Raw genomic sequence first — 14401 nt, 5'->3', positions numbered from 1 at the left:
TTTTCTCCCTCATCTGAGGCAGAAAAAGCGGAACTTGGGCGATTCGAGGATTCGATGACGACACCTTCTCCGCTAGTTCTGTCGCAGCCCGATCAGGTGATTGGGCGTCTTCAGGGGCTCGGCCTGACGGAAGAAAACCTACTGCACGCTGCGCGCCGCTGGCATGTAGCCTGGAGTGGATTCACGGCGAACCACCCGCCGTTCGGAATCGGCATCGCAGCTTGGATGGAGGCGGTGGCGGCATTGCGCGAGACGACTATGCCCTTGGGCTGGGTGCGATCAGATGAGCGCAACTATGCACTTGTGATCAGCCCCGACGGCGCGATGGCAATCAGTGTTGCCACCGGCGACGCCGGAACTGGCCGGCCTGATACCAGCCCGAGCAACAAGGCCCCCAAAGGCGTCAGCACAGCTGATGCGATCTCGGTCAATCAAATCCAGTTGGAACTCGATTTGCCGGTGCCGGAACTTCCGTCATCGGAAGACGATGGACCGCTGACCTGGTTCTTACTCCTCCACCGTGCACACGACGAAATTCGCTGCGAATTGTCCTTGCCTCTCGAGATGTCGCCCGATGGCAGGATCAGTCGCTGGAAGGAGCGGTTGATCCTGTCCTCAATCCCGCTCGATGGAGATATTGTCGAGGTTGTCGCACCGGAGGGGCCCGATCTGGATATCGACGTGAAGCGAAAGGCATGAGCACCATCGAGATTTTTAACTCGTCTCGATTGACATGGGCGCGGCGCCGCCGTGGCTTAACGAAAACGAAGCTCGCCGTCTCACTGGGCGTCGATCTGCGGTCAGTCTCCGCGTATGAGACCGGGGAATTCGCTCCGGAAGCGGACAAGCTGACCCGAATCGCGCGCGTGCTTCGGTTTCCCGAGAACTTCTTTTTCGGCGACGATCTCGAGGAGCCGGCATTCGATACCGCCAGCTTCCGATCGATGTCGAAGATGACCGCCTCACAGCGGGACACAGCGCTCGGGAGCGGCGCGATCGCGTTGCTACTCAATGAATGGATCGAAGGGCGTTTCGATCTTCCTCACGCCGATGTTCCCGATCTTGGGCGTGACGGCAGTCCCGAGGGCGCCGCAGAAGCTGTGCGGCGAGCTTGGGGCCTCGGCGAACTGCCGATCAAGAACATGGTCCACCTTTTGGAAGCGAAGGGCGTGCGGGTCTACTCGCTCGCCATCGACGCCGTTGAGGTCGATGCATTTTCTATGTGGCGGCAGGATCGTCCTTTCGTGTTCCTCAACACTTTGAAGTCCGCTGAGCATGGGCGTTTCGATGCGGCGCATGAGCTTGGACATCTCGTGCTGCACCGCCATGCCGCGCCGAATGGTCAAGAGGCGGAGCAGGACGCCAACTCCTTCGCCTCGGCATTCCTAATGCCGGCAGCGAGCGTTCGTGCACACGCGCCTCGTTTCCCGACCATCGACAATCTTATCCGACTGAAGAAAATCTGGGGCGTTTCGCTCGCTGCCATCACATATCGTCTGCACAAGCTTGGTTTGCTGACAGATTGGCATTACCGCAAACTCTACATTGAGATCGCATCGCGCGGATATCGCAAGACCGAGCCTGCCGGCGGGCCGCGGGAGGTCTCGCAAATCCTTCAAAAGGTCTTCGCAGCGTTGCGGGAAGACGGAATCGGGAAGCACGATATTGCTTGCGCCCTGAATGTGCATGCCGAGGACGTCGATGAGCTCGTCTTCGGTCTCGCCCTTACCGGTCTCAACGGATCCGGCCGTCCTCCCACGCCGAAACGTCGGCCGGAGTTAACGGTCGTATCTTCGCGGGAGTAAGTCGATGCTGGGCTTTCCTGAGGCGCAGGCCGTCGAAGATCTTGCAGACCTCCTCTATGACTTCTTGCCGGGAAGCGGAAACAATCGCACGGCGTTTCCACTGGCAGCCGCGCAGGCCGGCGTCGGCGACTTGTGGGTTCCCGGCAGCAAGCGTCCGGCGATCGTTCAACTTCTCACCGCTACTCTGGAGCGACGCCGTCACCTGTTCACGAAGCTGATCATGTCGATTGTACGCCAAGCGATGACCTATCGCCGTGGCAAAGGCAATCCGTTGACCCGTGCCGAGGTCGAACGGCTGAATAGCCTGCTCCCGGGCGTCTCGTTCAAAATTCCCGAACTGCTTGATCGCGCGTTCCTTGAGAGTCTGAGCGGCACATCAGAGGTACGGCGCGAACCGCAATCGGGCCCCCTCAGCGTAGAGCGGAGCAAGGTGCTCGCTTCACTCCTAATCGAAATCGGTCGTCTAAATCCCCAAGAGCGCGGCCTGCGTTTCGAGGGCTTCCTTAGTGAACTCTTCTGCGCCTTCGAGTTGGCGCCGCGCGGCTCGTTCCGGCTCGTTGGCGAGCAAATTGACGGGAGTTTTCGACTGGATGGGCAAACCTACCTTGTCGAGGCAAAGTGGCACGGACCGCAGATCGGCTTCGCCGATCTGATGACATTCTCTGGCAAGGTTGGAGGAAAAGCATCCTGGTCGCGCGGCCTGTTTGTGAGCAATTCCGGTTTTACCGCGGAGGGGCTCGAAGCGTTTGCGCGCGGCCGCCAGACCAATCTGATCTGCGTTGATGGCCTCGATCTTTATGAAGTGCTGGATGGCCGCGTGAGCCTAACCGACGTATTGCGCCACAAGGACCGGCGTGCAGCAGAAACCAACCGGGCCTTCGTGCCGGTGCGCGACCTGAACCTAAGGCGAGCCTAGATGAGAAGGGCGAAAGGCTCCGCTCGTCACATGTTCCCTTCATCGAGACCTCATCATCATTGGCATTTTTCCGGGTAGGTGCCCTATATTGAGGGGTAGTTGGCGTGGTCGGACGGTCAGCCGGCCACCGAACAAGAATACCTGCACCGAGGATATTCGGAGCAGCCCAGAAATTCGCCGAACCTGCCCCTCTTTCTAACGAGGTGGCCGCGACAGCTTTCTGTCGGGCATGAATGCTTGGCGCCTTGCTGCGATATTTCTGTTTCTTGAATTCCCAAGGATGGATGTTGTCCTTGAAGGCCCATATGCCTCGCTTTGCGCGTCGGGCCTCTTCGAGGGCATCGAGGTAACGCTGATCGGGTCCGTATCGCTCCAGAACCCAAGCCCAGCCATTCACGACCATCTCTAGCTCGATGTTTCTCGTCACGCGGAAGGGCGCCCCAAACGTTGTTATGACATGAGGGCATGACGACGGTGTTCTGAACTCGCCGGCGGCGTAATCCAGCGTCAGATAGGGGACGCAGACGACACGGCCGTACGTGTCTACTGACCGCCCGGTATTCATCTTCATCAAGATGGCAAGTTCGACCCACTTGCCGCCGATCAGGGCGGTGAGGAAATCCTTGGCTTCGCGGCCGCCGGGCTGTTCAATCTCCGGAGCATCGATGAATCCGAATCTCGCGGTTACCTCGATCTCGGCTTGATCCTTAGGGTTTCCTGTCACCTCGGAAACCCTGACCCGAGTTAGAAACCCATCACCGTCGAACACCTTCAGCACCGGAACCCTGACTGTGTCCGTTTGTGGATCCTCAGGCACAATGATCATGGGATCTACTTCTTGAGCCATTGTATCGGCGGCAAAGGGAAACGGGACTATACCGTCCCTGTTCTTCCTTTCGGAAGTGCTAAATTAAGACAACATTCTGGATCCGGAGCACGCGTTCTCGTCACCCTGGAGGCTCATCGAGCATTGTGGGGTCAGAAGGGCCTATTCGAACTGCACCGGTCGGGCCGATAGCCAAGAGCGTGGTGAGCGATACTGCGTGGATCCGACCAGACCCCATTCCAACTGCTAATCCGTCTCGACGCTTTCGGCCGCGTTGGACGTTTGGCTAGGTCGCTTCGCCCGGCCTACGGAAGTTCGATCTCGCCATCCACCACGTGGTTGAGGCCGGTGCCTTCCGCCGTCAGCGTCATGCGGACGTTCAACTTCTTCTCGCCGCCGATTTGCCCTGCGCGCACCGTTTCCTCAATCTTGCGCTGGGAGGTTACACCGACTTCCTTCAGGAACTTGCGGATCGACATGTTGAAGGCGTCTTCGCTCATGGCGGAACTCCTCTGTATCCAGAACGGATTGTAAGGGAAGGCAAGGGATCAAGGAAGTAGGACGGTGACGCTCGGTCCCATAGAAACAGTTCCCGAGCCGGGAGGATGCGTCGGGTCCTTAAACTTCATCGGCCCTTGGAAGGAGGAAGAGCGCTGCCAAACCGCTACCGTGAATCGGTGTCCTAATAATGCACAGGGGCCGTCTTTGTGCGGGCAGCAATTTTCCCGAGAGCACGGCTGGGGAAGCGTCAGACAATCCGCCGCGCCGCGCGTCCCAGCTGCCGTTCCGCGTCGTTGTAGTAGCAGCGCGAAGCTTGCTGGACGGATCGGTGCTGCGACTGCTGCATGGCTTCGACGAGGGAGATGCCACGGCGGGCGGTTTCGGTGAGGTAGCCGGCGCGCAGTCCGTGCGCGGAAAACAGGTGCGCATCGATGGCATGTTGACATAAAGATGTCTTTATGTGATCACTGGCTTGGGCGGTCGTTACAAGGACAAAGAATGTCGCGAAGTCCGTCCTCACTGGACGATTTGTTTGGTGCGGCCAGCAAGAAGCGAGACGGGTCGGAAGTCCTGGCTACGCTTCAAGCTACTGCGCGCGAACGCATCCTGATCCTCGACGGTGCCATGGGCACCCAGATCCAGGGTCTCGGCTTCGACGAAGACCATTTCCGCGGCGACAGGTTCGTCGGTTGCGCCTGTCACCAGAAGGGCAACAACGATCTTTTGATCCTGAGCCAGCCCAAGGCGATCGAGGACATTCATTATCAGTACGCTATTGCCGGCGCGGACATCATCGAGACCAACACCTTCTCATCAACCTCCATAGCGCAGGCCGATTACGGCATGGAGAATGCCGTCTACGACCTCAATCGCGACGGCGCTCGGCTTGTCCGCCGTGCTTTGATCCGGGCACAACAGGAAGACGGCAAGCGGCGGTTTGTCGCCGGCGCTCTCGGGCCGACCAACCGCACCGCCTCGATGTCGCCGGATGTCAACAATCCCGGTTACCGCGCCGTGACTTTCGACAAATTGCGCTATGCCTATGGCGAGCAGCTGCGCGGGCTGATCGATGGCGGCGCCGACCTCATCCTGATCGAGACCATCTTCGACACGCTGAACGCCAAGGCGGCGATCTTCGCCTGCAACGAGATCTTTGTCGAAAAGGGCGTGCATCTGCCGGTCATGATCTCCGGCACGATCACCGACCTGTCCGGCCGCACGCTCTCCGGCCAGACGCCGACGGCTTTCTGGCATTCGGTCCGTCACGCCAGCCCGTTCACGATCGGCCTCAATTGCGCGCTCGGCGCCAACGCCATGCGCGCGCATCTGGATGAGCTTTCGGGCGTCGCCGGCACCTTTGTCTGCGCCTATCCGAATGCCGGCCTGCCCAATGAATTCGGCCGGTATGACGAGAGCCCGGAATTCATGGCTGAACAGATCGAGGGTTTTGCGCGCGACGGATTGGTCAATGTCGTCGGCGGCTGCTGCGGTTCGACGCCGGACCATATCCGCGCCATCGCGGCGGCGGTGAAGAAATATCCGCCGCGCGCCATCCCGAAGATCGAGCCGAAGATGCGCCTGTCGGGCCTCGATCCGTTCACGCTGACCGACGAGATTCCGTTCGTCAATGTCGGCGAGCGCACCAATGTCACGGGCTCCGCCAGGTTCAGGAAGCTGATCACGGCGGGCGACTATGTCGCCGCGCTCGATGTCGCGCGCGACCAGGTTGCCAACGGCGCCCAGATCATCGACATCAACATGGACGAGGGCCTGATCGATTCGAAGAAGGCGATGGTCGATTATCTCAACCTGATCGCGGCCGAGCCGGACATTGCCCGCGTTCCCGTGATGATCGACAGTTCCAAGTGGGAGATCATCGAGGCCGGCCTGAAATGCGTGCAAGGCAAGCCGCTGGTCAACTCCATCTCCATGAAGGAAGGCGAGGAAGCGTTCCTGCATCATGCCAGGCTGGTGCGCGCCTATGGCGCTGCGCTGGTCGTCATGGCCTTCGACGAGGACGGTCAGGCCGACACCAGGGCGCGCAAGAACGAGATCTGTACCCGCGCCTACAAGCTGTTGACCGAGCAGGCCGGCTTCCCGCCCGAGGATATCGTCTTCGATCCGAACGTGTTCGCCATCGCCACCGGCATCGATGAACACAACAATTACGGTGTCGACTTCATCGAAGCCGCTAGGCAGATCACCGCGACGCTTCCTCATGTCCATATTTCGGGCGGCGTGTCGAACCTCTCCTTTTCGTTCCGCGGCAACGAACCGGTGCGCGAGGCCATGCATGCCGTGTTCCTCTACCACGCCATTCAGGCGGGCATGGACATGGGCATCGTCAATGCCGGGCAGCTTGCCGTCTACGACAACATTGACCCGGAACTGCGCGAAGCCTGCGAGGACGTCATCAACAACCGCCAGCCGAAGGGTGGCGGTACGGCGACCGAACGCATGCTGGAACTCGCCGAACGCTTCAAGGGCACAGCGGGCAAGGAGGCGCAGGAACGCGATCTCGCCTGGCGCGACTGGCCGGTCGAGCAGCGCATTTCGCATGCTTTGGTCAACGGCATCACCGAATTCATCGACGCGGACACGGACGAGGCGCGGCGCGCCGCCGAGCGACCGCTGCATGTCATCGAGGGCCCGCTGATGGCGGGCATGAACGTCGTCGGCGACCTGTTCGGCGCCGGCAAGATGTTCCTGCCACAAGTGGTGAAGTCGGCCCGCGTGATGAAGCAGGCGGTGGCCGGCCTGCTGCCGCACATGGAGGCCGAGAAGCTGGCGAACGCCGCTAGCGGGATCGACAATGGCGAGCGCCAGACCGCCGGCAAGATCCTGATGGCGACGGTAAAGGGCGATGTCCATGACATCGGCAAGAACATCGTCGGCGTGGTCCTTGCCTGCAACAATTATGAGATCATCGATCTTGGCGTCATGGTGCCTGCGGCGAAGATCCTGCAGACGGCGCGTGAGCTAAAGGTCGACGTCATAGGCCTGTCCGGCCTGATTACGCCGTCGCTCGACGAGATGGCACATATGGCGGCCGAGATGGAACGTGAAGGCTTCGACATTCCGCTGCTGATCGGCGGCGCGACGACCAGCCGCGTGCATACGGCGGTAAAGATCCATCCGCGCTATGCGAAAGGCCAGACGGTGTATGTCGCCGATGCCAGCCGCGCCGTCGGCGTGGTGTCGGCACTGCTGTCGAACGAGGCCAAGGCCGGCTATGTCGAGAACGTTCGCGCGGAGTACAAGAAGGTTGCCGACGCGCATGCGCGCAGCGAAGCCGACAAGCAGCGGCTGCCGCTCGCCAGGGCGCGGGCCAATGCCCACAAGATCGACTGGGCGGGCTACGAGCCGCCAAAACCGTCCTTCCTTGGCCTGAAGGTCTTCGAAGGCTGGGATCTGGCCGAGCTTGCCCGTTATATCGACTGGACGCCATTCTTCCAAACCTGGGAGTTGAAGGGCCGCTATCCCAAAATCCTCGACGACGAGGACCAGGGGCCGGCGGCACGTCAGCTCTTTGAGGACGCCCAGGCGATGCTGGCGAAGATCATCGCGGAAAAATGGCTTGCGCCCAAGGGCGTGATCGGCTTCTGGCCGGCCAATGCCGCCGGCGACGATATCAGACTGTTCACGGATGAGGCCCGCTCGCACGAACTGGCGACATTCTTCACGCTGCGCCAGCAGCTGGCCAAGCGCGACGGCAAGGCCAATGTCGCACTGTCGGATTTCGTCGCGCCTGCGGACAGCGGCAAGGCTGACTATGTTGGCGGCTTCATAGTCACCGCGGGCATCGAGGAAGTGGCGATCGCCGAGCGCTTCGTGCGGGCCAACGACGACTATTCCTCGATCATGGTCAAGGCGCTGGCCGACCGTTTCGCCGAAGCCTTCGCCGAGCGCATGCACGAGAAAGTGCGCAAGGAATTCTGGGGTTACGCGCCCGATGAGATCCTAGTCCCGGACGACCTGATCGGCGAGCCCTATCGCGGCATCCGCCCCGCGCCCGGCTATCCGGCGCAACCCGACCACACCGAAAAGGCGACGCTGTTTCGCCTGCTCGACGGCGAACGCAATGCGGGCGTGAGCCTAACCGAAAGCTTCGCCATGTGGCCTGGCTCCTCCGTCTCCGGCATCTACCTGTCGCATCCCGAAAGCTACTATTTCGGCGTCGCTAAGATCGAGCGCGATCAGGTCGAGGACTATGCGCGACGCAAGGCCATGCCGCTGGCCGAGGTCGAGCGCTGGCTTGGGCCGATCCTCAACTATGTGCCGGCGCGCTACGCCGAAGCGGCGGAGTAAGTCCCCATTACCAGCCTGTCGTTCTTGCCCCCTGACCGATCTCGCATTCCTGTGGACCGGTTTGGGTGATCGATGATTTGATCAGGGTGCTTAAGGTGCCTACTCGTTTCACTATGGGTGAAGAGTGACTAGCCGACGCCGGTTCGGCGACCTGTAGTCGACGACAACCTTCCACCATTGCGGCAGTTCGCGCGCATCCTGAAGGCTAACGGAGATCGAGCCGTGCTGGTCGGATGGCTTACTTGCGGCGCAAAGCGGACAGTCGAATACTGTACAAAGAAAAAGTGGTCATGACCTATGACCAACCTCTCGCAGCGGCCGCGCCGCGTGTCTTAGAGACGTGCAGCTATCGATGCATCGGTAGCAACAATCGCTTGCGAAAGCTTGCGCGCATACTCTGCGCGGCGGTTTTTCGGCTGCCGCAACGCGTAAGAGGGATGATGGAGAAAATAGACCGGTGTATCGGACGATCGTTCTGCAGCGAGAGCAGCGAATGCGCGTTTGGCTTCCGCGCCAAACGCAACAATCGCCGCTAGCGTATCATCTCTCCAGAGCCAATGGTCACGCAGCCAGGGTAACAGTTCTGCCCACGTCGGATTGCGCTCCACGCCATTCTGTCCAAATACTGGGCCGGGTATGATGTTGTCACGCGCGATGGCAATTTCGCCTAGCGGCAATTCTGCCAACAAAGAGGCTAGGAAACTGCCCGAGCGGGATGTGGGAGCGAGCGGCGCATGCAATCCGCCGTCGGCGTTCTTTTTGGCGCACAGTCCGAGAAACAAAATCTTCTGTTCGATCATCTCGCATTTTGTAACGCCATAATGGTGTATAAGTTCTTTCGAACCTGGTCCACGGGAACTTCCCCGAACTGAATCCCAGTCGAGAAATTGAACTCGTCGCGACCCGCAACGGCCTGAATTCCGGGGGACTCGGGTGAGCTATAGGCCAGCATTGCAGACGGCGAGTAACCTGCGCGAAGGAGGCGGAGCCAGTCCGGGGTGCCAGGATAAGGTCTGTATTCAAAAGCACTGCAACGAAAACGCCCTGGAAGGGCGTCTGTTACCGACCAAAGGGTCTCGATCAGATCCAACGTTGCGCGATGTTCTTCGCGTGTTTCGGTTGGCAAGCCTAGGATGAAATAGCCCTTCACCGAAATGCCAGCGCTGCAGAGGCGGGTGACCACTCTGATGGTCTGCGCCACGGAAATTTTCTTGTCGATGTGCTTGAGCAGCCGGTCGCTGCCAGCCTCTATACCGAGAGCAACTTCGCGGCAACCGGACGCCACCATAAGGTCGATAGTGTCGTTCGGAACCTTGTCGAGGACGTTGATCCGGCCGGTCGCGTCCCAACGAAGCGAAAGATTGGCTCGGACAAAGGCGTCGAGCGTTCTGACAATTATCTTGGAGTTGGCGAGAAAGAGGTCGTCGACAAATCGTATGCGGGTAACGCCGTATCGATCGCGTAGCGTGGCCATCTCGGCGATAAGATTGTCTGGACTTCGCATGCGGATGCTCACGTCAGGATTCGCGCTCACCGCGGCGCCGCAGAACGAACAATCGAAGGGGCATCCCCGTGAAGCGACCATGGCTGATTCCAGTTCGCCGGCGTCGAGGTAAGGGTCTTGCACCAGATACTTGCGATCCAGAAACGGCATAGCATCGATGTTCGGTGCCAGGAGGGCCTTGTCACCGCGCATCTGCGGCATGGTGAGACCGTCACCGTTCCGCCAGCCGATTGAGGGCAGGCTGCTGCGTGACTCGATATCGGCCAAGAGAAGCGGCACCCGGGTTTCCGCTTCGCCGACAACAAGTGCGTCGATACGGGGAATGCAATGATCCTCCAGAATTTCCCGGGGCATTGCTTTCGCCTGATGACCGCCTAGCATCACAGAAATGCCCGGATCCAGGCCGGCAAGGATTGCGCGGCTATGGGCGTAGGTTGGCGCGAGCAGGTTGAATCCCGCCCAACCTGGCTGTGCGTCGTTGATAATGCCGACCGTCTCTGAGAGCCCAAGCCCAAGCGCTTCGCTGTCGAGCAGTCCGACGCTAAAACCGGTTGCCGCGGCTACAGTAGCGATGTAGCCGAGCCCAAGGGTCGGCAGAGTGAAGTCGTTGACGCGGCGCGCGTGGCCGTAGTCCTTCAGCGGCGAATTAACGAGCAGCAGGTCAAGGCGGCCGTCCGCGCCTAGAATGCGCGGATCATTCATGACATTGGCCACAAGCAGTGATTAGATTCACAGCGTTCATCGCGGTGTCTTCGATGGTTCCTCCCGCATCCAAGGTGATAACGACGTGGCCTTTGGATCGAAGGAACTCCGCACGCTCGGCGAAAAGCGATATTTCTGTTTCGATATCCAATCGGTCCTTAAAGAAATCCGATCGCATCGGTCCACGTGATCGCCTGCGTTTGCCAAGCTCGATAGCGGTGATCTCGAGAGCAACTGTTGTAACCCCTTCAAGCAAGGGCGCGTTGCTTGCGTAGACGAAATCCTGGTCGACCCCGGAAATGGGTTGATAGACAAGGCCGGACAGCACGAATCTGTCGAGCAGAAGGTTGCCCATGTTACTTTCGATAAGTTCTGCGCGAGCTGTGGAAAGCGCCAAGCTGAGAGTCAAACCGGGTGTTGCGGAGCTAGCGAGCTTGCGTATCAGCGTGTTGAGGGAGGAAGACTCCACATTGCTGAACAGCTCGTACTGCTGTCCTCGATCAGCCAATAGGGAGATGACCTGCGGCAGCAAGCTTGACTTGCCGACGCCGCTGGGGCCGTCGAAAGCTACAATCGTGCGACCCATCTCGCTTGCACCCAAGCATGCGTTGCGGAAGAATCAATAGAGAATCATTATTATACGCGCACATTATTAACTGAGGAAACTTGAGAAAAATAGAAGATCAGAGCTAGTCGGCTTCACTCTGAAGTGGAACTGGCACATACGGATCCGTTGGCGAATGAAGGAACATTTGCTCAATCCGATGCCCTGCCGCTTCAACCAAAACCCTGGCCATCGCGGGAAGTTCGGTTCTTGCTCGGCGGTGGTCGTCTAGGGCTATAGGCGAAGGGGCTTCGGGCGCATCGATCCGCATCACATTGTCCTTGCCAACCAGCAGATATGCTTGTCCGAGGGCATTTAGTGATTGGGCCCGCATAGCGCCAAAGTAGATGTCGCGCCATTGTAGGATCCCACCTTTGGACTTGGTAGCGTCGACCGTGAAAGCAGTCTCTCCACAGCCGAGGCTCAGAATCTGGATATTGGCACGGTCGATTTCGAAACACGTCAGCGTATCGACAAGGGCGTTCATCGTCGGGTTGTTTGCCCATAGGCCACCGTCGACCATCATGTAGCCATTGTTGGGAAGAGCCTGAAAGAACGTCGGCGCCGCCGCCGTCGCAAGCCCGACCCGGACCATCCGCTCAAACCGGTCCTTTTTGTAATCGGGATGGTGAGGGGTCTTGTACAACCACGGCTCGCCATAGCGCCCCTCAAAGCTTGGGATCACAAGGCGGTTGCGGGCCATCCCGAACGGGGTGTCGTCGAAAATGCGCAGCAGCTCGCTTTCGAGGTTATCGCGATCATAGGCATAGCGGCCGAAGCGCCGCACCCTGCGCAACACGCGCTGAAGGGGATTGGGCGGCGGGAAGATCAAGCCGCCGCGTTCGACGTAGATTTCACGGATCTCGCGTGCGGTTTTGCCGTGCGAAAGCCCCAGCGCGATAATGCCGCCGGTGGAGGTCCCGGCAATCATATCAAAGCAACCCGCCACCGATTTGCCGCCCAGGAACCGCTGCTCGAGCTCGGCGAGGACAGCTGCCGGCAGGATGCCGCAGATACCCCCACCATCTATCGACAAGATGCGGAAGGGCCGGCCCTTCGGCCAAGGGCGTTGCAGGCGGCGTTTCTGGGCGGTGCCGTCCGAGCGGCGAGGTGGGAGGTAGGTCATCTATTCACTGCACTGCCAAGCGCGGCTCGCGGCTGTTCGATATGTTTACCGGTGCCGGTCCACGTTCCCGTGGCGCGCCAGCCTTCATAGGAGGTCAGCCAGTCAATCGCCCACGGCACGGTGGTTTCGGCAACCGACATGAAGGGCGACCATTCATCCGAATCCGGATCGAACATGCACAGCACCACATCGAGCGGGCCGCAGCCGATGTAATAGACGTGCGGCAGCTGGCCTTCCGGGTCGCCGCGCCGGGGCCGCAGCTGCGGGGTCAGGATTTTCACCCGCGGCTGCATGCGGCGATTGTTGAGCTTTTCGATAATGGAAGGGGCCCGGAACGTGATCTCAACCTGGAAGGTCTGCAGCAGCGGCCGCAACGGCCCCCGCCATGTCGCGGAGGCGCCTTCACGGGTGGCTAGTACTAACTGCGGCCAACGGTCGGCCATGGCCGCAATCTGACGTTCTATTGTGAAAACCTCGCTGCTCACCGCCGTTCTCCCATATTCGTGTGGGAGCGCGCGGCCACTGGCGACGCAACGGCAATCGAACCGACAACGGCCGGTACTGCCGGCACGAACAGACCGCCCTTGCGGGTATAGCTTTGATCCAGGGAACGGATCGCCCGGCCGGTGCGGTCGTTGAAGGTCTTCAGCGTGTTCGACACAACCCGATCGCCGAACCGATTACGCAACCAGTCCTGCAAATCCTCCAGCTGCACGTTGCCCTGCTTGATTGCTTCCAGTCCGTCGGCCAGATCACGCAGGGCGGCGGCGAATGCATCCTGCTGCATCTTGTTCTCCGGCCAGCGGTCGGTGAACCGGTCTTCGTCCCACTCCGGATTGCGGACATCGAGGAGCTGCCCCTGGCGTGACGCTTCCTCGATAGCGCGTTCCGTCCACCGCGCCTGCCGGATCACCATGTCGGAGAGCAGCATGCCCGGCAGGGCCGCCTTGCCGGCATGACACGACAGCATCACCGATGGCGGGATCCGGCCTGTGGTGGAAGCGTAAAGGACGTTGCGGAACCGCTTGATCAACTGCAGCGCCACTGTGGCGGTGTTCTTCACGATGAGGGGGGTCTGTGCCGGCACTAGGTGCACATCCGCATCGGCGGCGAACTCGATGCCGTCGGCTTCATAGAGCCGCTTGTTGTAGGCCAGCGCGAACCGCTCCTCCATCGGCGTCCGCGCATTGTACCAGCGACCGAACGCCCAAGCGTTCATCATGACCGGCCTGTGAAGATGGGTCGGGTCGCCGTGCTTGGCATGGAAGATCACGCTTTCGCGGTCTTTGAGGGTTGCCAGGCGGCGGGACGGCGTCAAGTCGACGTGCATGTTGTCGGCGTAGCGCAGCGTGATGCAGCGGCTCTGGCGCTCGACCGCCTGCACGGGGTAATCGGCGACGGCGCTTTCCAGAAGGTCAAGGACCTCCTCAGGCGACGTGTCCTCCGACACGTCGAGCTCGACCACGACGTCAAGATCGTATTCGTTGTCGGTTCCCCGCGTCGAAATGGTTGCGTCGATTGCCATGGAACCCTGCGGGTAAAAGCACAAGACCCGCCCGTAGAGCGGACTGCCAGGGCACTCGATGTGCTTGCGAATGGCTTCGTAGCGGTCGCCGGTCCTGGCGTGCAGGCCGGCAGGCAACTGAACGCTGATGGCCAGGTCGGCCAGAATTGCATCCAGTGGATTGAGGAAGGGCTCGACGGGCCCTAGGACCCCAGGAAAGCGCGGCTTATCGTTCATTGCAGGGGTCCTTTCAGGGTTTAGCCTTTCGGCGGATACGGATCGTTGCCGTAGGAATTGGAATCGCGGATCTGGCCATTCGGCCGGTGGATGACGACTTCACTATGCTGGTTGATGGCGATCTCACGCGCGGCTGAAATCGCATCGGCCTGCGTGGAATGCACCGAAGTGGCGCGGCTATTACCGGCACCTTGCACAGCCCACTGGCCGTTGTGAGGTACGACATGTTGATTCTTGCCCATAAAAAGCTCCATTAGTTGAGTTGCTAGACACTATCGTAAAGATAAATCTTACGGCGGCTTGCGTCAAGTCCCATATTATGGTCTTGTAAGCTGTGATCAGACGGCGCGGACGCAGAAGCGACCGCG

Annotated in this window: 13 protein-coding genes and 2 pseudogenes; 4 read left to right on the top strand and 11 right to left on the bottom strand. The window is 60.0% G+C overall.

Features of this window, described 5'->3' with window-relative positions; genetic code table 11:
- The first annotated feature begins 54 nt into the window (after positions 1-54).
- Genes RFM41_RS24025 through RFM41_RS24015 form a run of 3 tightly spaced genes read left to right on the top strand, consistent with a single transcriptional unit; the run spans position 55 to position 2721 of the window.
- Complete coding sequence (locus tag RFM41_RS24025) at positions 55-699, top strand: hypothetical protein (RefSeq protein WP_320252974.1); 645 nt, start codon at positions 55-57, stop codon at positions 697-699.
- Positions 696-1805, top strand: a complete 1110-nt coding sequence (locus tag RFM41_RS24020) for a helix-turn-helix domain-containing protein (RefSeq protein ID WP_128346524.1) — start codon at positions 696-698, stop codon at positions 1803-1805. The genes RFM41_RS24025 and RFM41_RS24020 overlap by 4 nt, the downstream gene beginning before the upstream one ends.
- A gap of 4 nt (positions 1806-1809) precedes the next feature.
- Positions 1810-2721: a restriction endonuclease gene (locus tag RFM41_RS24015; RefSeq protein ID WP_320252973.1), complete on the top strand. Its 912-nt coding sequence runs from the start codon at positions 1810-1812 to the stop codon at positions 2719-2721.
- Positions 2722-2837: 116 nt separating this feature from the next.
- Here the strand turns inward: RFM41_RS24015 and RFM41_RS34205 are convergent, their stop codons facing one another.
- From RFM41_RS34205 to RFM41_RS24005, 4 genes and pseudogenes are all read right to left on the bottom strand, one after another.
- Positions 2838-3026: a topoisomerase DNA-binding C4 zinc finger domain-containing protein gene (locus RFM41_RS34205; protein ID WP_430691576.1), complete on the bottom strand. Its 189-nt coding sequence runs from the start codon at positions 3024-3026 to the stop codon at positions 2838-2840.
- A 5-nt stretch (positions 3027-3031) separates the two neighbouring features.
- Positions 3032-3547, bottom strand: a pseudogene (locus RFM41_RS34200) (thermonuclease family protein); the annotation flags it as partial.
- 305 nt (positions 3548-3852) lie between these two features.
- The gene (locus RFM41_RS24010) at positions 3853-4047 is read right to left on the bottom strand and encodes a DUF6494 family protein (RefSeq protein ID WP_320252972.1); all 195 of its coding nucleotides are present in this window, start codon (positions 4045-4047) and stop codon (positions 3853-3855) included.
- Between the two features lie 248 nt (positions 4048-4295).
- Positions 4296-4472, bottom strand: a pseudogene (locus RFM41_RS24005) (integrase); the annotation flags it as partial.
- 74 nt (positions 4473-4546) lie between these two features.
- Here RFM41_RS24005 and metH point away from each other — a divergent pair.
- Positions 4547-8356 (top strand): methionine synthase, encoded by a 3810-nt coding sequence (gene metH / locus RFM41_RS24000; protein ID WP_320252971.1) that lies wholly within the window; start codon positions 4547-4549, stop codon positions 8354-8356.
- Positions 8357-8688: 332 nt separating this feature from the next.
- Here the strand turns inward: metH and RFM41_RS23995 are convergent, their stop codons facing one another.
- From RFM41_RS23995 to RFM41_RS23965, 7 genes are all read right to left on the bottom strand, one after another.
- Entirely contained in the window at positions 8689-9156 is a 468-nt protein-coding gene (locus RFM41_RS23995) for a uracil-DNA glycosylase family protein (protein ID WP_320252970.1), read from the bottom strand.
- Positions 9153-10562: a B12-binding domain-containing radical SAM protein gene (locus tag RFM41_RS23990; protein ID WP_135909128.1), complete on the bottom strand. Its 1410-nt coding sequence runs from the start codon at positions 10560-10562 to the stop codon at positions 9153-9155. The genes RFM41_RS23995 and RFM41_RS23990 overlap by 4 nt, the downstream gene beginning before the upstream one ends.
- Complete coding sequence (locus tag RFM41_RS23985) at positions 10555-11148, bottom strand: nucleoside/nucleotide kinase family protein (RefSeq protein ID WP_320252969.1); 594 nt, start codon at positions 11146-11148, stop codon at positions 10555-10557. Before RFM41_RS23985 ends, RFM41_RS23990 begins: the two co-directional genes overlap by 8 nt.
- Before the next feature lie 103 nt (positions 11149-11251).
- Entirely contained in the window at positions 11252-12292 is a 1041-nt protein-coding gene (locus RFM41_RS23980; protein WP_320252968.1) for a CBASS cGAMP-activated phospholipase, read from the bottom strand.
- Positions 12289-12777, bottom strand: a complete 489-nt coding sequence (locus RFM41_RS23975) for a type II CBASS E2 protein (protein WP_320252967.1) — start codon at positions 12775-12777, stop codon at positions 12289-12291. The genes RFM41_RS23980 and RFM41_RS23975 overlap by 4 nt, the downstream gene beginning before the upstream one ends.
- Positions 12774-14033 carry a nucleotidyltransferase domain-containing protein gene (locus RFM41_RS23970; RefSeq protein WP_320252966.1) on the bottom strand — a complete coding sequence of 420 codons (1260 nt, stop codon included), beginning with the start codon at positions 14031-14033 and terminating at the stop codon, positions 12774-12776. Before RFM41_RS23970 ends, RFM41_RS23975 begins: the two co-directional genes overlap by 4 nt.
- A gap of 20 nt (positions 14034-14053) precedes the next feature.
- Positions 14054-14275, bottom strand: a complete 222-nt coding sequence (locus tag RFM41_RS23965; protein ID WP_320252965.1) for a DUF2188 domain-containing protein — start codon at positions 14273-14275, stop codon at positions 14054-14056.
- Positions 14276-14401 lie beyond the last annotated feature (126 nt).

This window comes from Mesorhizobium vachelliae (assembly GCF_033977325.1).
Lineage (GTDB): Bacteria > Pseudomonadota > Alphaproteobacteria > Rhizobiales > Rhizobiaceae > Mesorhizobium > Mesorhizobium vachelliae.
This window is presented reverse-complemented; position numbering and strand designations above follow the sequence as displayed.